The 20,703-nt window shown below is 70.9% G+C and carries 16 protein-coding genes and 1 tRNA gene; 5 read left to right on the forward strand and 12 right to left on the reverse strand.

Features of this window, described 5'->3' with window-relative positions; all coding sequences use genetic code 11:
- Positions 1-1,388: lysine N(6)-hydroxylase/L-ornithine N(5)-oxygenase family protein (locus tag IE172_RS04610; RefSeq protein ID WP_229885767.1), on the forward strand; the 1,388-nt coding region annotated here is incomplete at its 5' end.
- A 25-nt stretch (positions 1,389-1,413) separates the two neighbouring features.
- Here the strand turns inward: IE172_RS04610 and IE172_RS04615 are convergent.
- Positions 1,414-3,219, reverse strand: a complete 1,806-nt coding sequence (locus IE172_RS04615; RefSeq protein ID WP_190095742.1) for a bifunctional metallophosphatase/5'-nucleotidase — start codon at positions 3,217-3,219, stop codon at positions 1,414-1,416.
- A 266-nt stretch (positions 3,220-3,485) separates the two neighbouring features.
- Between IE172_RS04615 and pyk the strand changes: the two genes are divergently transcribed.
- Positions 3,486-4,922 (forward strand): pyruvate kinase, encoded by a 1,437-nt coding sequence (gene pyk / locus IE172_RS04620; protein WP_190095743.1) that lies wholly within the window; start codon positions 3,486-3,488, stop codon positions 4,920-4,922.
- Positions 4,923-5,059: 137 nt separating this feature from the next.
- Here the strand turns inward: pyk and IE172_RS04625 are convergent.
- Positions 5,060-5,132 (reverse strand) — tRNA-Leu (locus tag IE172_RS04625).
- Between the two features lie 106 nt (positions 5,133-5,238).
- On the opposite strand from IE172_RS04625, the gene IE172_RS04630 reads away from it, so the two are divergent.
- The gene (locus tag IE172_RS04630; RefSeq protein WP_190095744.1) at positions 5,239-5,895 is read left to right on the forward strand and encodes an ANTAR domain-containing response regulator; all 657 of its coding nucleotides are present in this window, start codon (positions 5,239-5,241) and stop codon (positions 5,893-5,895) included.
- A 68-nt stretch (positions 5,896-5,963) separates the two neighbouring features.
- On the opposite strand, the gene IE172_RS04635 is transcribed toward IE172_RS04630, so the two are convergent.
- The 9 genes from IE172_RS04635 to IE172_RS04675 all read right to left on the reverse strand — a co-directional run bounded on the left by IE172_RS04635 (position 5,964) and on the right by IE172_RS04675 (position 16,041).
- Positions 5,964-6,680 carry an ABC transporter ATP-binding protein gene (locus tag IE172_RS04635; RefSeq protein ID WP_190095745.1) on the reverse strand — a complete coding sequence of 239 codons (717 nt, stop codon included), beginning with the start codon at positions 6,678-6,680 and terminating at the stop codon, positions 5,964-5,966.
- The gene (locus tag IE172_RS35085) at positions 6,677-7,606 is read right to left on the reverse strand and encodes an ABC transporter ATP-binding protein (protein WP_190095746.1); all 930 of its coding nucleotides are present in this window, start codon (positions 7,604-7,606) and stop codon (positions 6,677-6,679) included. Before IE172_RS35085 ends, IE172_RS04635 begins: the two co-directional genes overlap by 4 nt.
- Positions 7,607-7,611: 5 nt before the next feature.
- Complete coding sequence (locus tag IE172_RS04645; RefSeq protein WP_190095747.1) at positions 7,612-9,438, reverse strand: branched-chain amino acid ABC transporter permease; 1,827 nt, start codon at positions 9,436-9,438, stop codon at positions 7,612-7,614.
- A 5-nt stretch (positions 9,439-9,443) separates the two neighbouring features.
- The gene (locus tag IE172_RS04650; RefSeq protein ID WP_190095748.1) at positions 9,444-10,376 is read right to left on the reverse strand and encodes a branched-chain amino acid ABC transporter permease; all 933 of its coding nucleotides are present in this window, start codon (positions 10,374-10,376) and stop codon (positions 9,444-9,446) included.
- A gap of 116 nt (positions 10,377-10,492) precedes the next feature.
- Complete coding sequence (locus IE172_RS04655) at positions 10,493-11,728, reverse strand: branched-chain amino acid ABC transporter substrate-binding protein (protein WP_190095749.1); 1,236 nt, start codon at positions 11,726-11,728, stop codon at positions 10,493-10,495.
- 287 nt (positions 11,729-12,015) lie between these two features.
- Positions 12,016-12,618 carry a Tat pathway signal sequence domain protein gene (locus tag IE172_RS04660; protein WP_190095750.1) on the reverse strand — a complete coding sequence of 201 codons (603 nt, stop codon included), beginning with the start codon at positions 12,616-12,618 and terminating at the stop codon, positions 12,016-12,018.
- Complete coding sequence (locus IE172_RS35230) at positions 12,615-12,875, reverse strand: hypothetical protein (RefSeq protein ID WP_306432775.1); 261 nt, start codon at positions 12,873-12,875, stop codon at positions 12,615-12,617. Before IE172_RS35230 ends, IE172_RS04660 begins: the two co-directional genes overlap by 4 nt.
- Positions 12,876-13,222: 347 nt before the next feature.
- A complete protein-coding gene (locus tag IE172_RS04670; RefSeq protein WP_190095752.1) occupies positions 13,223-13,705 on the reverse strand; it encodes a PaaI family thioesterase in 483 nt (160 codons plus the stop codon).
- Positions 13,706-13,761: 56 nt separating this feature from the next.
- Positions 13,762-16,041, reverse strand: a complete 2,280-nt coding sequence (locus IE172_RS04675; protein ID WP_190095753.1) for an FdhF/YdeP family oxidoreductase — start codon at positions 16,039-16,041, stop codon at positions 13,762-13,764.
- A gap of 186 nt (positions 16,042-16,227) precedes the next feature.
- Between IE172_RS04675 and polA the strand changes: the two genes are divergently transcribed.
- Both polA and IE172_RS04685 read left to right on the forward strand, forming a co-directional pair.
- On the forward strand, positions 16,228-18,954 hold the full coding sequence (gene polA / locus IE172_RS04680) for a DNA polymerase I (RefSeq protein ID WP_190095754.1): 2,727 nt from the start codon (positions 16,228-16,230) through the stop codon (positions 18,952-18,954).
- 364 nt (positions 18,955-19,318) lie between these two features.
- The gene (locus IE172_RS04685) at positions 19,319-19,726 is read left to right on the forward strand and encodes a hypothetical protein (protein WP_229885768.1); all 408 of its coding nucleotides are present in this window, start codon (positions 19,319-19,321) and stop codon (positions 19,724-19,726) included.
- Here IE172_RS04685 and IE172_RS04690 read toward each other — a convergent pair.
- Positions 19,641-20,528, reverse strand: a complete 888-nt coding sequence (locus IE172_RS04690) for a DUF4184 family protein (protein ID WP_190095756.1) — start codon at positions 20,526-20,528, stop codon at positions 19,641-19,643. The two genes, IE172_RS04685 and IE172_RS04690, sit on opposite strands and share 86 nt — an antisense overlap.
- Between the last annotated feature and the right edge of the window lie 175 nt (positions 20,529-20,703).

The raw sequence follows: 20,703 nt of genomic DNA on the forward strand, positions 1-20,703 counted from the left end.
CCACCACCCCCTGCGACCTCCTCGGCATCGGCATCGGCCCCTTCAACCTCTCCCTCGCCGCCCTCGCCGACCCCGTCCCCGCGCTGCGCACCGCCTTCTACGACCGGTGCCCCCGCTTCAGCTGGCACCCCGGCCTGCTCCTCGACGACGTCACCGTCCAGGTCCCCTTCCTCGCCGACCTCGTCACCCTCGCCGACCCCACCAGCCCCTGGACCTTCCTCAACCACCTCAGAGCCCGCGAACGGCTCTATCCCTTCTACTTCGCCGAGCACTTCCACATCCGCCGCACCGAGTACGACGCCTACTGCCGCTGGGTCGCCGACCACCTCCCCTCGCTCCGCTTCGGCCACCACATCGACACCGTCCGCTGGAACCACCGGCACGCCCTCTTCGAGGCGGAGTTCACCCGGCTCGACCCCGACGGGCGCACCGCCGCCACCGGCCGCGTCCACGCCCGCAACATCGTCCTCGGCATCGGCACCGAACCCTTCACGCCCGAGCCGCTGCGCCCCCTCGCCGAGACCCCCGGCGTCCCCGTCGTCCACGCCGAGGACTACCTCACCCACCGCGACACCCTCCTCGCCGCGGGCCATGTCACCGTCATCGGCACCGGACAGTCCGGCGCCGAGATCTACCTCGACCTGCTGCGCCGGCGGCCCCCCGGCCGCGAGCGGCTGCACTGGATCGGCCGGACCGGGGCCTTCGCGCCCATGGAGTACTCCAAACTCGGCCTCGAGCACTTCACCCCCGACCACACCCGCTACTTCCACGCCCTGCCCGAACCCGTCCGCGACCGGCTCGTCCCCGCCCAGTGGCAGCTCCACAAGGGCGTCGACGCCGCCACCCTCGCCGCCATCCACGACGAGCTCTACCGGCGCACCCTGCACGGCGGCTGGCCCGACACCGTCCTCACCCCCGCCGTGCACGTCCGTGCCGCCCGCCGCACCGACCGCGCGCGGATCGAGCTCCACCTCGAACACGCCCACCAGCAGACCCACGCCCGCCTGACCACCGACGCCGTCGTCCTCGCCACCGGCCACCGCGCGCGCCCCCTGGACCGGCTCCTCGGCCCCCTCGAACCGCACCTGCGCCGCGACCGCGCCGGCCGGCCCCGCATCGACGCGCACTTCCGCCTCGGCCTCGACCGCGTCATCACCGGCGGCGTCTACGTGCAGAACGCCGAACTCCACACCCACGGCGTGGGCGCCCCCGACCTGGGACTGGCCGCCTGGCGCAGCGCCACGATCCTCAACCACGTCGCCGGCCGGCCCGTCTACCCCCTCCCCGCGCGCACCGCCTTCACCACCTTCGGTCTGCAGCCCCGGACGCGTCAGGTCCCGCCCGCCCGGCGAGCCGCACGGCTCGCCCCCCTGGCGGACGGGACCTGAGGTCACCCGCGACGTCGGGCGGCGGTCAGAACACCGGCGTGCCGTCCCGCGTCAGCCTCCAGTCCGCCGAAGCGAAGTCCGCCGGGTCCAGCACACCCTTGTCCGTCACCCACTCCGCGATCCGGGTCCGGATCTCCGTCGACTCCGCCCACAGCTCCCGCGCCGACGCGACGTGCGGGAACGCGCCGCCGCCGTTCGCCCGGTAGTTGTTCACCGCGAACACGAACTGCCGCGCGTCGTCGAGGGCGGCACCGTCGTGGGTGACGTTCCGGATCCGCGACCCGGCCGGGCGGGCGATGTCGATCTCGTACCGGAGTCCCGACACGTAGTCGTAGTTGTAGTCGGGACGGCCGCCCGCGTTCGTCAGCCGCTCGACGTCGACCGGCGCCCCGGCCGGGGTGTGGACGAAGTACTCCGCCGAGTACTCGAGGTACGCCCGGACCTGGGCGCCCGTCATCAGCTTCGCCACCAGCGTGTTGTCGTACACGTACAGGCTCGACAGGTCCCGGATCGTCACCTCGCCCGCGGGGATCTCGGAGGTGCGGGAGAACGGCGACGCCTGCGACAGCACCGGCAGCGACGCGTACGCGGTGCCCGCGAGGGCCGCCCGCACCACGTCCTCCTGCACCTTGCCGATCAGGTCGATGATCGGCGCGTCCTCGTAGCGGGCCCGTGCCGTGGTCAGCGTCTCGGTCGCCGACCCCACCACCTGGTTGACGTAGGCCACCACCTCGGCGTGCTCGTCACGCAGCAGCCGGGTGATCCCCGGGTCGTCCGGCACGGTGGCCGCGTCGCGCAGCGACGCCCGCACCGACTCCACCCGCCAGCGGCCCCGCTCGAAGACCAGCTCGAAGTCGAACAGCGACAGCCGTTCGGCGTAGCACAGCGGCTCCGACAGCACGACCTCCCTGCCGGTCACCTCGTTGGTGACCCGCAGCTCGGGGATCTCCGCGTGCGCGTGCCCGACCAGGATCGCGTCGATCCCCGGCACCTGCCGCGCCACGTTCGCCGCCGCGTTCTCCACGTACGGCAGCTGGTCGCCGTACGACGAGGTGCCCGAGGAACCCGAGTGCGCGGACACCACGACCACGTCCGCGCCCATCGACCGCAGCTTCGGCACCCACTTCGCCGCCTGCTCCTCCAGGCCCGGGAAGGTCAGCTTCCCCTGCACGTACGCCTTGTCCCAGATCGCGATCCCCGGGTTCGTCAGCCCCAGGACGGCCACCTTGACCGGGGGAGCGCCCTTCACCCGGAACGTCTTGAGGAAGTATGGGGGGAAGGCCGGCTTGAGCGTCCTCGCGTCCAGCGCGTTGGCCCCCAGCAGCGGGAAGTCGCACTGCTCCTCGAACTTCCGCAGCGTCTCGATGCCGTAGTTGAACTCGTGATTGCCGAGCGCCACCGCGTCGTACCCGATCGCGTTCATCGCCTGTGCCATCGGGTGCACCGGGCCGCCCTCGGCGGTGATCGGGTCGACCTTCGCGTAGTAGTACGTCAGGGGCGTGCCCTGGATGGTGTCGCCCGCGTCCAGCAGCAGCGTGTTCTCCCGGCCCTTCTCCTCACGGATCCGGTCGACCAGCGTCGACACCCGGGCGAGGCCCTGCGCGTTGCCGGCCGCGTCGGTGTACTCGGCGTCCTTGAAGTAGTCCCAGTTGAAGACGTGCCCGTGCAGGTCGGTCGTGCCCATCACGGTCAGCGCGTACCGCTTCACCGGCTTCCTCCCCCGTCCCGCCCCGGCCGCCGCGGCCGCGGGAGCCGCCGCAGCGCCCGCCAGCGTCACCCCCGCCCCCGTCACGGCGGACCTCGTCAAGAACTTCCGGCGGTTCAACGCCATGTCAGGTTCCTCTCGCACCACAACGAACAACGCGCGTAGATTCGCCCGACGATTCTGACCTGAACACGTCGACCGGAACAGTCCCCGCGGGTTGTGAATACGGTGAGGGCGAACTCGGCCGAGTGCTGTCCGGAACCGGTGTCCGCGTGCTCATCGGAGCGGACGGGTGCACAATTCAACACTTGTCAATAACCCTTCATCGGCCGGTCGTTGAGTCGTCACGCGCCACCAGATCGCTACCCGCCGGTAAGCCCTAGGCTCGCACCATGCGCCGAGCGAAAATCGTCTGCACCCTGGGGCCCGCCACCGACTCGTACGACCAGATCAAGGCGCTGGTCGACGCCGGAATGGACGTGGCCCGGTTCAACCTCAGCCACGGCGAGCACGCCGAGCACGAGGACCGCTACCACCGGGTGCGCAAGGCCGCCGACGAGACCGGCCGCAGCGTCGGCCTCCTCGCCGACCTCCAAGGCCCGAAGATCCGGCTCGGCCGATTCACCGAAGGACCCGTACTCCTCGAACGCGGCGACACCTTCACCATCACCGTCGAGGAGGGCGCCGAAGGCGACCGCCACGGCTGCGGCACCACCTACGCGGGACTCGCCGAGGACGTCACCACCGGTGAGCGCATCCTCGTCGACGACGGCAAGGTCACCCTGGAGGTCACCGCCGTCGACGGCCCCCGGGTGCGCACCCGCGTCGTCGAGGGCGGCATGGTCTCCGACCACAAGGGCCTCAACCTCCCCGGCGTCGCCGTCTCCGTCCCCGCCCTGTCCAAGAAGGACGAGGACGACCTCCGCTGGGCCCTGCGCACCGGCTTCGACGTCGTCGCCCTCTCCTTCGTCCGCAGCGGGCGCGACATCAGGGACGTCCACCGCATCATGGACGAGGAGGGCCGCCGTCTCCCCGTCATCGCCAAGGTCGAGAAGCCCCAGGCCGTCGAGAGCATCGACGACATCGTGGCCGCCTTCGACGGCATCATGGTCGCCCGCGGGGACCTCGGGGTCGAGATGCCCCTGGAGCAGGTGCCCATCGTCCAGAAGCGCGCGATCAAGCTCGCCCGGCGCAACGCCAAGCCGGTCATCGTCGCCACCCAGATGCTCGACTCGATGATCGACAACGCCCGCCCCACCCGCGCCGAGGCGTCCGACGTCGCCAACGCCGTCATCGACGGCACCGACGCCGTGATGCTCTCCGGCGAGACCAGCGTCGGCAAGCACGCCGTCGACACCGTCCGCACCATGGCGCGCATCGTGGAGGCGGCCGAGGAGGACATCCTCGCCAAGGGGCTGCCGCCCCTCACCGAGCGCAACAAGCCCCGTACCCAGGGCGGTGCGGTCGCCCGTGCGGCGGCCGAGATGGGCGACTTCCTCGGCGCGAGGTTCCTGGTGGCCTTCACCCAGTCCGGTGACACCGCCCGCCGCCTCTCCCGCTACCGCTCCCCGATCCCGGTGCTCGCCTTCACCCCTGATCCGGCCACCCGCTCCCAACTCAGCCTGACCTGGGGCGTGGAGACCTTCCTCGGCCCGCATGTGAACTCCACGGACGCGATGGTCGAGCAGGTCGACGAGCTGCTCATCGGCTACGCCCGCTGCGCGGTGGGCGACACGGTCGTCATCACGGCCGGCTCCCCGCCGGGCGTTCCGGGGTCCACGAACCTCGTGCGCGTCCACCACATCGGTGAGGACGACAGCCCCGCGTAGAGGGCGGCCGGGCAGGGGACGACGGCCCCGGGGCGAAGGGTCGCGGCGCTTTCACGCAGGACACACGACAAAAGCGGATGTTCACCCAAAAGGTGAACATCCGCCATTAAATGGTGACCTTGAATACAGAGGAAAAGTACCCCGGGTCGGATTCGAACCGACGCTGGATGGTGTTTGAGACCATTGCCTCTACCGCTGGGCTACCGGGGCGCCCTACAAAACGAAGGTCGACGGTTACCCGCCGTGTCCCCACCTTATCGCAGCTGGGTACGCTCTTGTCAGCAGTACCGGCCTGCCCCGCATCAAGGAGCCCAGAGTGAGCGCCCCCGAGTCGCCCCAGCCCGCAGACGTGCCCGACGAGGACAAGTCGCACGTTCCTCCGATGACGACGCGCGTCGTCATCGCCGAGGACGAGGCCCTGATCCGGCTCGATCTCAAAGAGATGCTGGAGGAGGAGGGGTACACCGTCGTCGGTGAGGCCGGTGACGGTGAGCAGGCCGTGGAGCTGGCGCGCGAGCACCGGCCCGACCTGGTGATCCTCGACGTGAAGATGCCCAAGCTGGACGGCATTTCGGCGGCCGAGAAGATCGCCGAGGAGAGCATCGCCCCGGTGCTGATGCTGACCGCGTTCTCGCAGCGCGACCTGGTGGAGCGGGCGCGCGACGCCGGCGCGATGGCGTACCTGGTGAAGCCGTTCAGCAAGAGCGACGTGGTGCCGGCCATCGAGATGGCGGTGTCGCGGTTCACGGAGCTGAAGGAACTGGAGCGCGAGGTCGCGGACCTGAGCCTGCGGCTGGAGACGCGCAAGCTGGTGGACCGCGCCAAGTCGGTGCTCCAGACGCAGTACGGGCTGAGTGAGCCGGCCGCGTTCCGCTGGATCCAGAAGACCTCGATGGACCGCCGGATGTCGATGCAGCAGGTGGCGCAGGCGGTCATCGACGACGCCGAGGAGAAGAAGGCGTCCAAGGGCTAGGACGGCGTACGGCCGAGGCCCGCACCCCCCGTCGCGGGGGGTGCGGGCCTCGGCCGTGTGCGGGTGCCTCAGTCCTCGCCGAGGTAGGCCTTGCGGACCGACTCGTCGTGGAGCAGGTCCCGGCCGCTGCCGGAGAGGACGATGTTGCCGACCTCCATGACGTGGCCGTGGTCGGCCAGGGACAGGGCGGCCTGGGCGTTCTGCTCGACGAGCAGGATGGTGGTGCCCTGGGCCTTCAGCTCGGCGATGGTCGTCATGATCTTCTGCATCATGATCGGCGACAGACCCATGGAGGGCTCGTCGAGCATGAGGAGCTGGGGCTGGGACATGAGGGCCCTGCCCATGGCTAGCATCTGCTGCTCACCGCCGGAGAGGGTTCCCGCGGCCTGCTTGCGGCGTTCCCCGAGGATGGGGAAGAGGTCGTAGGCGCGCTGGATGTCCTTCTCGATGCCCGCCTTGTCGCCGCGCAGGAAAGCACCGAGGCGGAGGTTGTCCTCGATGGTCATGCGCGGGAAGATGTGCCGCCCCTCGGGGGAGTGGGCGAGCCCGAGGGAGACGATCTTGTGGGCGGGGATCTTCTTGAGCGACTTGCCGTTGAACTTGATCTGGCCGCCGACGGGCTTCAGGAGCCCGGAGAGCGTGCGCAGCGTGGTGGTCTTCCCGGCGCCGTTGGTGCCGATGAGGGTGACCACCTCACCCGCCTCGACACTGAACGAGATGCCCTTGACGGCCTGGATCTTGCCGTAGGCGACTTTGAGGTCCTCGACTTCGAGGAGTGCGGTCATCGGTCGTTCTCCTTGCCGGGCGCGGCGTCCGTGGCGGCCTCTGCCTCGGCCGCGGCTTCGGCCGCCGCTTCGGCGGCCTCGACCTCGGCGGCTTCGGCGGCGCCGGGGTCGTTCTCCATGGGCTCACCGATGTAGGCGGCGATGACGCGCTCGTCGCCCTGGACGGTGGCCGGGTCGCCCTCGATCAGCTTCTGTCCCTGCACGAGGACCGCGACGCGGTCGCAGAGGTTGAAGATGAACCGCATGTCGTGCTCGATCACGAGGACCGCGGTGCCCTGGTCGCGGATGGCGAAGATGAGCTCCTCGGCCGCCCGGGTCTCCTGGGGGTTCATACCGGCGGTGGGCTCGTCGAGGAGCAGCAGACCGGGGTCGCTGGCGAGGGCACGGGCGATCTCCAGCTTGCGCTGCTCGCCGTAGGGCAGGTTCCGCGAGAGGTGGTCGGCCTTCTCGGCGAGGCCGACGAACTCCAGGAGTTCCATGGCACGGGTCCGGGAGGCCGCCTCGGCCCGGTGGAACCCCGGTCCGCGCAGGACGGCCGACCAGAAGCCCTCCTTGGTGCGGGTGTGCCGGCCGACGAGGACGTTCTCCAGGACGGTCATGTTGGAGAACAGCCGGATGTTCTGGAACGTCCGGGCGATGCCGGCGGCCGTGACCTTGAACGGCTTGGGCGGCAGCACCTTGTCCTTGTAGCGGACCTCGCCCTCGGTGGGGATGTAGAGACCGGTCAGGCAGTTGAAGAAGGTGGTCTTGCCGGCGCCGTTGGGGCCGATCAGGCCGACGATCTCGCCGCTGCGGACGGTGAGGTCGACGTCGCGGACGGCGGTGAGGCCGCCGAAGCGCATGGTGACGCCGCGTGCGTCGAGGACGGTGTCACCGGGGGCGGGTGCGCCCGCGGTGGTGTCCTTGGTGGTGGTGTCGGTGGTCATGGTGGTCAGGCCCCTGTCTTGCTCAGGACTGTGGGCGCGTCGGCCTCTTCGTGGAACTCCAGCTGGCGGCGCCGGTTGGGGATGAGCCCCTCGGGACGGAAACGCATCAGCAGGACGAGTGCGAGACCGAAGGCCAGGAGCTGGAAGTCGCCGAGGAACTGGAGCTTGTTGGGGATCAGGAAGAGCAGCGCCGCTCCGATGAGGGGTCCGGCGATGGTGCCCATGCCGCCGAGGACGACCGCGGCGAGCAGGAACGCGGAGTTGGGCGGGGTGGTGCCGGCGAACAGGTACTGCTCGGGCGTCACGGTGTAGGTGACGTGTGCCTGGACGGTTCCGGCGAGACCGGCGAGGGTCGCGCCGACGGCGAAGGCGATGAGCTTGACCCGGAAGCCGTTGATGCCCATGGCGAGGGCCGCGGTCTCGTCCTCGCGGATGGCGACCCAGGCGCGCCCGATGCGGGAGTCGCCGCTGCGCCGGAAGACGAGGACGACGACGGCCGTGATGAGCAGCATCAGGAAGAAGTAGTTGGCGAACCGGCCGATGGTGAAGCCGGCGATGTCGTGCTGGATCCCGAAGTCGAAGCCGAAGATGTTCAGGTCCGGGATCGACGCGATGCCGTTGGAGCCGTTGGTGATGTCGGGACCGGAGGTGCCGTCGGTGTTGTTGACGGCGATGCGGAAGATCTCACCGAAGCCCAGGGTGACGATGGCGAGGTAGTCGCCGCGCAGCCGCAGCGTCGGGGCACCGATCAGCACGCCGAAGATCAGCGAGGCGACGGCCCCGACGAGCACGGCGGCCCAGAAGGGGAAGTGGACGCCGAAGGGCGAGCTGGGGGAGCCGGAGACGAGGGCCGCCGCGTAGGCGCCGACGCCGAGGAAGGCGACGTAACCGAGGTCGAGCAGGCCGGCGAGTCCGACGACGATGTTCAGACCGAGGGCGACCGTGGCGAAGATGAGGATGTAGACGCCGAGGGTGGCGTACTGGTCGTCGGTCTGGGTGAAGGGGAAACAGGCCGCCGCGATGAACGCACCGCAGACGGTGATGTTCGTGTGGCGTGCGCTGATCTGCGAGGCGTGGGCGATCAGACCGGCGCGGTTCAGGGCGCTGAACCCGAAGCCGGCGGTGATCAGGAAGCCGACGAAGAGCTCGTCGTACTCGGTGCCGATGCCGTACGTGAAGACGATCAGACCGAGCGCCAGGATGCCGACGATGATCAGGATCTCGACGTAGGACGGCAGGGTGCGCACGGGGCGCGGGCTACCGGAGGCAAAGGCGGCCCGGAAGGTGGCCCAGCCGTGGCCGGCCTCGTGCTTGAACCGCTCCCAGCCCGTCTCGTCGGGGTCGATGGGGTCGGGCTCGGGCCGGTCGAAGGGCAGGGCCAGCGCGCCGAGGAGGGCTATGAGCGTCGCCGCCGCGACGAGGTAGCCGCCGGGTTCGAGGTTGACGAGGCCGCCGAGCTGGAAGCTGATCGCGAGGACGGTGTACCAGGCGGTGGCGAAGGTGCCGAGCACGGCGTACTTGAGGGCCGCGTCGGCGCCGGCCGGGGTGAGCCAGCCCAGGCCCTTGACGCCGTAGGAGGCGAGCCCGAACAGCGTGGCGAGCAGGCCGCCCACGAGGACGAGGACTTGGAGTCCGCCGGGGTAGCCGTAGAAGGTGAGGTCGCCGGGGAACTCGTCGGTCCAGGTCCAGGCGAGGAAGGTGGAGACGACGGCGAGGACGCTGCCGCCGGTGGCGAGGGCGCGGCCGAGGTGCGCGGGGATGCCGATGAGGCCGGTGGGAGCGCTCGCGGTGGGCGCGGCCACGGGGGTGGTGGCGGTGGTGTCTGTGGTCATCGGTGTCACGCCCTGTCCGCGACGCGCTCGCCGAGCAGGCCCTGTGGCCGGAACAGCAGCACGAGGATGAGGAGGATGAAGGCCCAGACCTCGGCCCAGGACTGGCTGCCGAACTGGTGCAGGCCGGGGATGTCGGCGATGTAGGCGGTGGCCAGGGTCTCGACGACGCCGAGGACCAGGCCGCCGATCATGGCTCCGTAGATGTTGCCGATGCCGCCGAGGACTGCCGCGGTGAAGGCCTTGAGGCCGAGGATGAAGCCCATCTTGAAGTCGATCTGGCCGTACTTGAGACCGCTCGCGACACCGCCGACGGCGGCGAACACGGCGCCGAGGGCGAAGGCGATCACGATGATGCGGTCGGTGTTGACACCCATGAGCTTGGCGGTGTCGGGGTCCTGCGCGGTGGCCTGCATGCCGCGTCCGGTGCGGGTGCGCATCACGAAGTAGGCGAGGAAGGCCATGCTGATGGGCGCGGCGACGAGGAGGAAGATGTCGCCGGTCTGGATCGTGGCGCCGCCGATGGTAAAGGGGCCGCCCTCGATCTGCGGGAAGGCCAGCTTGGACTTCGCCTCGGGGTAGAAGGCCCAGACGGCCTGCTGGAGCGCGAGGGAGAGGCCGATGGCCGTGATGAGCGGTGCCAGGCGGGGCGCGCCGCGCAGGGGGCGGTAGGCGAACCGTTCCGCTCCGATGGCGACCAGGACCGAGACGATCACGGCGCCCAGCAGCATCAGGGGCAGCGCGACCCAGATGGAGGTGCCGTCGGGCAAGACGTACAGATGGACGGTGATGGCGCCGAAGGCGCCGACCATGAAGATCTCGCCGTGGGCGAAGTTGATGAGCTGGACGATGCCATAGACCATTGTGTAGCCGATGGCGACCAGGCCGTACATGGATCCCAGTAGCAGGCCGTTGACCAGCTGCTGCGGCAGTTCGTTCACCGCATGTCCTCCGAGACTTTCGGAAAATATTCGACGGATGGGGCCGGATGCGAGTCCGCGCGGGGCGCCAGTGGAACAGCGCCCCGCGCGGCTCGTGGGAGGGGTACGGGCGGCGGTCAGCCGGTGAAGGTGCCGGACTTCACGGTGGCCCAGTTGCCGTCCTTGACGGAGTACACGGTGAGCTGCTTGTTGGTGGCGTCACCGAACTCGTCGAAGGAGACCTTGCCGGTCACGCCGTCGAAGGAGACGTTCTGCATGGCGTCGACGACCTTGGCGCGGGCGTCGTCGGGGAGCTTGCCGTCGTTGTCCTCGACGACCTTCTTGACGGCCTCGATGATCGCCCAGGCGGAGTCGTAGGAGTAGCCGCCGTACGCCTCGAAGGCCTCCTTGTAGCCGGCCGCCTTGTAGTTGGCGACGAACTCCTTGGCGGAGGGCAGCTCCTCCACGGGCGCGCCGACGGAGGTGGCCAGGTCGCCGGTGCCGGCGGCACCGGACAGCTTGATGAAGTCGGCGCTGTAGATGCCGTCACCGCCGACCAGCGGGATCTTGGCGCCGGCTTCCTTGATCTGCTTGCTCAGCGGGCCGGCCTGCGGGTACTCGCCGCCGTAGTAGACGACGTCGGCGCCGCTGTTCTTGACCTTGGTCGCGACGGCGTTGAAGTCCTTGCTGTCGGGGTTGATGTGCTCGGTGCCGACGACCTCGCCGCCGAGCTTCTTGAACTCCTCGGTGAAGGTGGCGGCCAGGCCGGCGCCGTAGGTCTTCTTGTCGTCGATGACGAAGACCTTCTTCTTCTTGGCCTCGTTGAAGACGTACTGCGCGGCGAACGGGCCCTGGATGGCGTCCGTGGTCGCGGTGCGGAAGTACGACTTGTACGGCCGGACCTTCTCGGTCTGCCACTTCACGCCCTGGGTCAGGGCGGGGTTGGTGTTGGCGGGCGACACCTCGACCAGCTTGGCGGTGTCGAAGACCTTCTGCATGGCCTCGCCGACGGAGGAGTTCAGCGGCCCGACGACACCGAGGACGTCGTCGTTGGCGACGAGCTTGGTGGCGTTCTGCTGGCCGACGGAGGCCTGGCCCTGGTCGTCGAGGGCTTCGATCTTGAAGGTGACGCCCTCGACGTACTTGTCCTTGTTGGCGGTCTTGGCCGCGAGGTCCACGGAGTTCTTGATGCCGAGGCCCAGCGCGGACAGGTCGCCGGTCATCGGCGCGTCGACACCGATGACCACGGTGGTGCCACCGTTGCCGGAGTCCGAGCTGCCACCGCCGTCGTCGTCGCGTGAACCGCAGGCGGTGAGGGTGAGTGCACCCGCCGCCAGGGCGGCGGTGATGGCGATGAGCGAACGTTGACGCACGATCCAGTCCTTTCCCCAGACAGCCGCCTCCCGGTGGAAGCGGCCGAGTCGAGCGCTGGGCCGAATGAGAATCAGGCGGCGCGGTGACTGGCCGTGACTCTAAGCGCGGGTGGGGAATGCGGAGGAGACTCTGGCCAAGGCTGTGACGCTCTTGTTATGACACGACGTATTGCAGAGCGGTACTGAGTGGGGGGAAGAGCAGAATTCTCGCCGTTTTGTTCTGTCCGCATGGTGAGAAACCGCAGGACCCGGCAGGGTTGGTTCAGGTGTATCAGCGGTTTTGGTGATTACCGGGAATCGTTGCTGCAGGCTACCTGTAGGGCCCGGGAGAGGTCCTGTGCGTACTGGGGGCCGAGGATGAAGCTGTGCGCCTGCATTGCGCGCGTATTACGCAGCGTTACATCCAGGAAAGGGAGTCCGGCATTCCGTGGCACTTTTCCGCATTCTGTCACCCGCATGGTCAGGGTGATCTTGCGGGGTGATCCGGATTTTGTCCGGAATGGTGTGCGGGGACTGGAGGTCACGGACAGGCCCGCGTACGGCTGGGAAATCCTGACGACGGTGACCGGAGGGCCGGATTCCGTGGTCACCTCCACGGCGAAAGTGAAGCTGCGCGGGGTCGATTCGGCGTCCGTGACCTGCGGATACAGATACTCGACGGCGGTCACCTGGTTCGGGTACGGAGGGACCGGCGGCGGCTCGCTCCGGGGCCGGGTGACATAGAGGGAGCCACCGCCCGCGAGGACGGCGACCACGAGGAACGCGCCTGCCACGGCCCTGCGGTGCTCCTCCGCGTACCGTGCGGCAGCCCCGCGTCGGAGCCGGGGCGCGGGCGGGACGTCCTGGACGTGAGTGCCCTCGCCCGGCTCGACGGGCCCCACCCCGCTCACTGCCAGGGCCCCTCGCCGGGCCCGCCGGAGCGGTACCACGCGACGCAGCCCCCGCGCGCCTCACGGTCGATCAACTGTCCGATGTCCGCCTGCCCTTGGCGCCGGGCGGCGCGTGCGGAATCGACCACCTCGCGCAGGATGTCGTACTGGCCGCCGGACAGCCCCATCGACTGGTAGTCGCCGTAGCCGCGGCCGTCGAGCACCTCGCGCGACCAGTGGCCGACGATCTCGGTGCACAGGTCCTCGTCGGACGTCACCCGGGGTGACGGTGAGGCGGACGGGCCCGCCTCCCGCGCGTGGCCGGAATCCGCCGTCCCACACCCGGCCACCGCCCACACGGCCACGAGGGCCGAGGCGATCGCCCCGGCCCGTGCCCCCGCCCATGCCCGAGAGGTGCCTCCCCGTCGCATGCCCCGAACCTAGGACGCCCGCCCGCCGGAGGCAATGGCGGTGCGGGCGGGCGGAGTTGTGGTGCGGGCGTGCCGCCACCGCGCCGGAACGGCGACCGGGCCGCCCGCCCGCCGGAGGCGATGGCGGTGCGGGCGGCGGGAGTTGTGGTGCGGGCGCGCCGGCCGGGCGCGCTGCTCCCGTGAGGCGGCGGCGGTCAGCCCGCCGCCGGCTGCGCGTCCCCGGGGTTCACGTCGCGCAGCAGACAGGTCAGCCGCGCGGTGCACACCCGCTTGTCCGCCTCGTCGGTGATGACGATCTCGTAGGTCGCCGTCGACCGCCCCCGGTGCACCGGCGTGGCCACCCCGGTGACCAGTCCGGAGCGCACGCCCCGGTGGTGCGTGCAGTTGAGGTCGACACCGACCGCGATCTTGGAGCTGCCCCCGTGCAGCATCGAGCCCACCGACCCCAGCGTCTCGGCCAGCACCGCCGACGCGCCGCCGTGCAGCAGCCCGTACGGCTGGGTGTTGCCCTCCACCGGCATCGTCCCGACCACCCGGTCCGCGGACGCCTCCAGGATCTGCACGCCCATCCGGGTGCCCAGATGGCCCGCCGAGAACAGCGCCGGAAGGTCCACACCGAGCGCGGCGTACTCGTCGATGACCCCTTGCGGGAACTTCACCTGCTGCTGCTCTCCCATGGGCCGGGCTCCATTCGTCTCGTCGTGCGTCGTACGGCTGACTGGTGAGCGAACGCTCAGTCGGTCGCCGATTGTTCCAGACGCACCACCACCGACTTGCTGGCCGGGGTGTTACTGGTGTCCGCGGTGGCGTCCAGCGGCACCAGGACGTTCGTTTCCGGGTAGTACGCCGCCGCGCAGCCCCGCGCGGTCGGGTAGTGCACGACCCGGAAACCTGGCGCCCTGCGCTCGACACCGTCCTTCCACTCGCCGACCAGGTCGACGTGGGCGCCGTCCGCCAGCCGCAGCTCCCGCGCGTCCTCCGGGTTCACCAGCACCACCCGGCGGCCGTTCCTGATCCCCCGGTAGCGGTCGTCGAGGCCGTAGATCGTGGTGTTGTACTGGTCGTGCGAGCGGAGCGTCTGCAGCAGCAGCCGGCCCTCCGGCAGCTTCGGGTACTCCACCGGCGCGGCGGTGAAGTTGGCCTTGCCGGTGGCCGTGGGGAAGCGCCGCTCGTCGCGCGGCGCGTGGGGGAGCGCGAAGCCCCCGGGGCGCGCCACACGCGCGTTGAAGTCCTCGAAGCCGGGGATCACCCGCGCGATGCGGTCCCGGATCGCCGCGTAGTCCCGCTCGAACTCCTCCCACGGCACCGTGCTGCGCTCGCCGAGGACACGGCGGGCCAGCCGGCACACGATGGCCGGCTCGGACAGCAGCTGCCCGCTCGCCGGTTCGAGCCGGCCCCGCGAGGCGTGCACCATGCCCATCGAGTCCTCGACCGTCACGAACTGCTCACGGCCGCCCCGCACATCGCGTTCGGTGCGGCCCAGCGTCGGCAGGATCAGCGCACGCGCGCCCGTGACGGTGTGCGAGCGGTTCAGCTTGGTCGACACGTGCACCGTCAGCCGGGCCCGGCGCATCGCCGCCTCGGTGACCTCCGTGTCGGGGGAGGCGGAGACGAAGTTGCCGCCCATGGCGAAGAAGACCTTCGCGTGGCCGTCCCGCAGGGCGCGGATGGCCCGCACCACGTCGTATCCGTGCTCGCGCGGCGGCGCGAAGCCGAACTCCTTCTCCAGGGCGTCCAGGAACGCCGGCGCGGGCCGCTCGAAGATGCCCATGGTGCGGTCGCCCTGCACGTTGGAGTGCCCGCGCACCGGGCACACACCCGCGCCCGGCCGGCCGATGTTGCCGCGCAGCAGGAGGAAGTTGACGATCTCCCGGATCATGGGCACGGAGTGCTTGTGCTGGGTGAGGCCCATCGCCCAGCAGACGATGACGCGCTCGGACGCGAGGACCATCCGCAGGCACTGCTCGATGTCCCCGCGCGTCAGGCCGGTCGCGGTGAGCGTGTCCGCCCAGTCGGCGGCACCCGCGGCCGCGGCGAACTCCTCGAAGCCGTGCGTGTGTTCGCGTACGAACTCCTCGTCCACCGCGCCCGGCGTGTCCAGGATCAGCTTGTTGAGGAGACGGAAGAGGGCCTGGTCGCCGCCGAGGCGGATCTGCAGGAACAGGTCGGTCAGGGCGGTGCCGGCGGCGAGTCCCCTGGCGGTCTGCGGGTTCTTGAACCGCTCCAGGCCCGCCTCGGGCAGCGGGTTGACGCTGACGATCCGCGCGCCGTTGGCCTTGGCCTTCTCCAGGGCGGTCAGCATCCGCGGGTGGTTGGTGCCGGGGTTCTGCCCCGCGACGATGATCAGATCGGCCTGGTACAGGTCCTCCAGCAGCACGCTGCCCTTGCCGACGCCGATCGTCTCCGACAGGGCCGAGCCCGACGACTCGTGACACATGTTGGAGCAGTCCGGCAGGTTGTTGGTGCCGAGCTCACGGGCGAACAGCTGGTAGAGGAACGCGGCCTCGTTGCTGGTGCGGCCGGAGGTGTAGAAGACGGCCTCGTCCGGGGAACCGAGGGCCGCGATCTCCTCGCCGACGATGTCGAACGCCCGCTCCCAGGTCACCGGCTCGTAGTGTGTCCCGCCCTCGGGGAGGTACATGGGGTGCGTCAGCCGGCCCTGCTGCCCCAGCCAGTAACCGCTGCGGCCGGCCAGGTCCGCGACCGGGTGCGCGGCGAAGAACCCGGGGGTGACCCGGCGCAGGGTGGCCTCCTCGGCCACGGCCTTCGCCCCGTTCTCGCAGAACTCCGCCCTGTGCCGGTGCTCCGGCTCCGGCCAGGCGCAGCCCGGGCAGTCGAAGCCGTCCTTCTGGTTCACGCCGAGCAGTGTCAGCGCCGTGCGCCGCACGCCCATCTGCTGGTGGGCCATGCGCAGGGTGTGCCCGATCGCGGGGAGCCCGGCCGCCGCCCGTTGCGGCCCGGCGACCTGCGGCGCGTCCTGAACCGGATCGCCCTGGGGCGGCTTCGTTGCCATCGCGCACTCCTGTCCACGCACACGTGTGAGGTACGCCTCCGATCCTGCCACGCGGCACCTGCGCGAAGGGCCCGCCCCCGGCGGGGAGGCCAGGGGCCCGGCCCCCCGGGGGAGCGGGAGCGTCGGGGACCCGGTGCCGCAGGCGGCCGGGACCGGCTGTCAGTGACCCATGGCAGGATCGGACATGTGGCAGAGACAGCATCGAAGAAGAGCGACCAGACCCCCGGCGGCTCCCGTCCCCGCCTGATGCTCATGGACGGGCACTCACTCGCGTACCGCGCGTTCTTCGCGCTGCCCGCGGAGAACTTCACCACCGCGACGGGCCAGCCGACCAACGCCGTCTACGGCTTCGCGTCGATGCTGGCCAACACGCTCCGTGACGAGGCACCCACCCACTTCGCGGTCGCCTTCGACGTCTCCCGCAAGACATGGCGCTCCGAGGAGTTCACCGAGTACAAGGCGAACCGCTCCAAAACCCCCGACGAGTTCAAGGGCCAGGTCGAGCTGATCGGCGAGCTGCTCGACGCGATGAACGCGCAGCGCTTCGCCGTCGAGGGCTTCGAGGCCGACGACGTCATCGCCACCCTCGCCACCCAGGCCGAGGCCGAGGACTTCGAGGTGCTGATCGTCACCGGGGACCGCGACTCCTTCCAGCTGGTCTCCGAGCACACCACCGTGCTCTACCCCACGAAGGGCGTCTCCGAGCTGACCCGGTTCACCCCGGAGAAGGTCTTCGAGAAGTACGGCCTGACCCCCGCCCAGTACCCCGACTTCGCCGCGCTGCGCGGCGACCCGTCCGACAACCTGCCCGGTATCCCCGGCGTCGGCGAGAAGACCGCCGCGAAGTGGATCAACCAGTTCGGCTCCTTCGCCGAGCTCGTCGAGCGCGTCGACGAGGTCAAGGGCAAGGCCGGGCAGAACCTGCGCGACCACCTGGAGTCCGTCAAGCTCAACCGCAGGCTCACCGAGCTGGAGCGCCGGGTCGAGCTGTCCAGGGGCGTCCTCGCCCTGGAGCGCGCCGCCTACGACCGCAAGGCCGTGGCGATGATCCTGGACACCCTGGAGATCAGGAACCCCTCGCTGCGCGAGCGGCTGTTCGCCGTCGACCCGGGCGCCGAGGAGGCCGAGGCCACCCCGGTCGTCACCGAGGGTGTGGAGCTGGACGGCACCGTCCTGGGCACCGGCGAGCTGACCGCCTGGCTCGCCGAGCACGGCACCGGCCCCCTCGGGGTCGCCACCGTCGGGACCTGGGCGCTGGGCACCGGCTCCGTCGCCGAGATCGCGCTGGCCACGGCCGCCGGACCGGCCGCCTGGTTCGACCCCTCCGAGCTGGACGAGGCCGACGAGCGGGCGCTCACCGCGTGGCTCGCCGACGCGGAGCGCCCCAAGGTGTTCCACAACGCCAAGGGCGCGATGCGTGTCTTCGCGGAACACGGCTGGACCATCGAGGGCGTCACCATGGACACCGCGCTCGCCGCGTACCTGGTGAAGCCGGGCCGCCGCTCCTTCGACCTGGACGCGCTGTCCCTGGAGTACCTGCACCGCGAGCTGGCACCCGCCTCCGCGCCCGACGGGCAGCTCGCCTTCGGCGCGGACGACGGCGCGGAGGCCGAGGCGCTGATGGTGCAGGCCCGCGCCGTCCTCGACCTCGGCGAGGCCTTCGAGGCCCGCCTGGAGGAGGTGGGCGCGGCGGACCTGCTCCGTGACATGGAGCTGCCCACGTCCGCGCTGCTGGCCCGCATGGAGCGGCACGGCATCGCGGCCGACCGTGAGCACCTGCAGGCGATGGAGCAGATGTTCGCGGGCGCCGTGCAGCAGGCGGTGAAGGAGGCCCACGCGGCGGCGGGGCACGAGTTCAACCTGGGCTCGCCCAAGCAGCTCCAGGAGGTCCTCTTCGGTGAGCTGGCGCTGCCGAAGACGAAGAAGACGAAGACCGGCTACACCACCGACGCGGACGCGCTGGCCTGGCTGGCGGGCCAGACCGACAACGAACTGCCGGTGATCATGCTCCGTCACCGTGAGCAGGCGAAGCTGCGCGTCACGGTCGAGGGCCTGATCAAGACGATCGCCGCGGACGGCCGCATCCACACCACGTTCAACCAGACCGTCGCCGCGACGGGCCGTCTGTCCTCCACGGACCCCAATCTGCAGAACATCCCGGTCCGCACGGACGAGGGCCGCGCGATCCGCCGCGGCTTCGTCGTCGGCGAGGGCTTCGAGTCGCTCCTCACCGCGGACTACAGTCAGATCGAACTGCGCGTGATGGCGCACCTCTCGGAGGACGCGGGCCTCATCGAGGCGTTCACCTCGGGCGAGGACCTGCACACCACGGCGGCGGCGCAGGTGTTCTCCGTGGAGCAGTCCGCGGTGGACGCGGAGATGCGCCGCAAGATCAAGGCGATGTCGTACGGCCTGGCGTACGGTCTGTCGGCGTTCGGCCTGTCCCAGCAGCTGAACATCGAGGCGGCGGAGGCCCGCGCCCTGATGGACGCGTACTTCGAGCGCTTCGGCGGCGTCCGGGACTATCTGCGCCGGGTCGTCGACGAGGCGAGGGCGACGGGCTACACGGCGACCCTGTTCGGCCGCCGCCGCTACCTGCCCGACCTCAACAGCGACAACCGGCAGCGCCGCGAGGCGGCCGAGCGCATGGCGCTCAACGCGCCGATCCAGGGGACGGCGGCGGACATCGTCAAGATCGCCATGCTGAACGTGGACCGCGCCCTGCGCGAGGCGGACCTGCGCTCCCGCATGCTCCTCCAGGTCCACGACGAAATCGTCCTGGAACTCGCCCCCGGGGAACGCGCCACGGTGGAGGACCTGGTCCGCCGCGAGATGGCCTCGGCCGTCCAGCTCCGGGTCCCCCTGGGCGTCTCCGTGGGCGCGGGCCCCGACTGGGAGTCCGCAGCCCACTGACCCGACCGCTCGCTCCCGCCGCGACGGCGGCCGGGCACCACGGTGAAACCCGCGGCGCCCGGCCGCCCGCGCCGGGCGGCGGCGCGACTACCCCGGCGTCGGACGGCCGGCGGCCGCCACCGGGGGCCGCTCGCCGCCCGCCGTGACAGCGGCCGGTCACGCGGGTGCGGCCCCGTCGCGGCAGGACTGCCGCAACGGCGTGTCTCCGCAGCGGGGGCGACGGCCGGGTTCCGGAGGGGTCGGACTTTACGGAACAGACCGCTGCCCATCACGGAGCGGCCGGGCGGCAGCCGCCGGAGAGGGCTTCACCCGCGTGGACCCCGCGGGCACGCCGTCGGCCGGGTTGGCCGACAGGATGCGACGCATGGGTATACGCATGCTTCACCGCACCGCGGCACCCCCGCGGGACGGCGCCGACGGACGCGGTCCCGAGGCGTTCCCGCCGGTTCCGGTCTTCGCGGCCGCCGCGAGCACCGCCCGCGTCCCCGCCACCCTCGCGACCGTGCTCCGCAACGCCACCGCGGTCCTCGGCCGCCGGAGAGGCCACCGCACGACCACCGGCGAGCAGCCACCCTGGCGGCTGTGGGCCGAACTGGCCCGCGCCCGTCTCACCCTCGTGGTGAGCCTGCTGCCGCGTCCCCGCCCCGTCCGCACCGTCACCGTGTTCGTGGCGGCGAGCGAGACCCTCAGCGTGCGGCAGTACGGTCCGGCCGCCGCGTGCCGGGTCCTGCCCGCTCCGCCGTGGCCGGGGTGGCCGGACGCCACGCCCTGACCGCCAGCGCGTACAACGGCAGCGCGAGGACCAGCCCCGCGCCCGCGCCGAAGCACACCGTGGGGATCAGCTCCCAGGGCTTCGCGGCCGACCCCCAGTAGGCCCACCACCGCGAGGCCCGCTGCACCGCCCCCGCCACCGCGCACCCGCCGAGCAGCGCCACGGCCGCCCACCGGTCGGCACCGGAGAGCACCGGCACCCCCACCGGCCCGGCCGCGGCCCCCGCGCTCTCCTCCGCCGCCGGCCCCGTCCGGCGCAGCGCCCGCGCCACGAACAGCGCGATCACGACCGCGGCCACCGCCGAACCGCCGTACTGCAGGTACCAGTACAGCGGCGACCCCGCGAACTCCTCGCCCAGGACGGGGAACACCCGCATCCCCCACCGGTCGAGATGCGTGAACGCGTCCCACACCACGTGCGTCGACGCCCCCAGCACCGCCGAGACGTACCAGCGCCCCACCAGCGAGGGACGGACGCGCGCCCGCGGCGCCCCGCAGCGCACCAGCGCCGCCGGCCGCCCCTGCCGCGCCCGCGGCACCAGCGCCACCAGCGGCTCGCGCACCAGCAGCCACAGTCCCACCAGCGCCCAGGCGATGAGCACGTCGACCGTGAACACACCCCGGAAGTCGTGCGTCACCTCGCCGAACTCCATCGCCCCCGGCAGGACACTCGCCGCGTAATAGGTCATGTCGGGAGCGAAACTGCCCGCGACGAGCACGGAGGGGACCAGCGCGCCCCGGCCGCTCCCGTCGGTGCGCACGGCCGGCAGGACCGCCGCCGCGTGGCTCAGCGTGAACGGCAACTCGGCTCCTCGCGGCAGACGTTCATCGGAAGGCCCCAGTATGCGCGACACCCGGCCCGGCACCGGCCGCAACGGAAACGTGGCCAACCGGTGAATATCGGTCATGAACGGGTGTTGGCGCAAAGGAAGTTGTCGTAGGGTCGCGAGGATCGTCGTGGCGGACGGCCGCACCGGG

The sequence above is a fragment of the Streptomyces griseoflavus genome, assembly GCF_014649995.1.
In the GTDB taxonomy this organism is placed as follows: Bacteria; Actinomycetota; Actinomycetes; order Streptomycetales; family Streptomycetaceae; genus Streptomyces; species Streptomyces griseoflavus.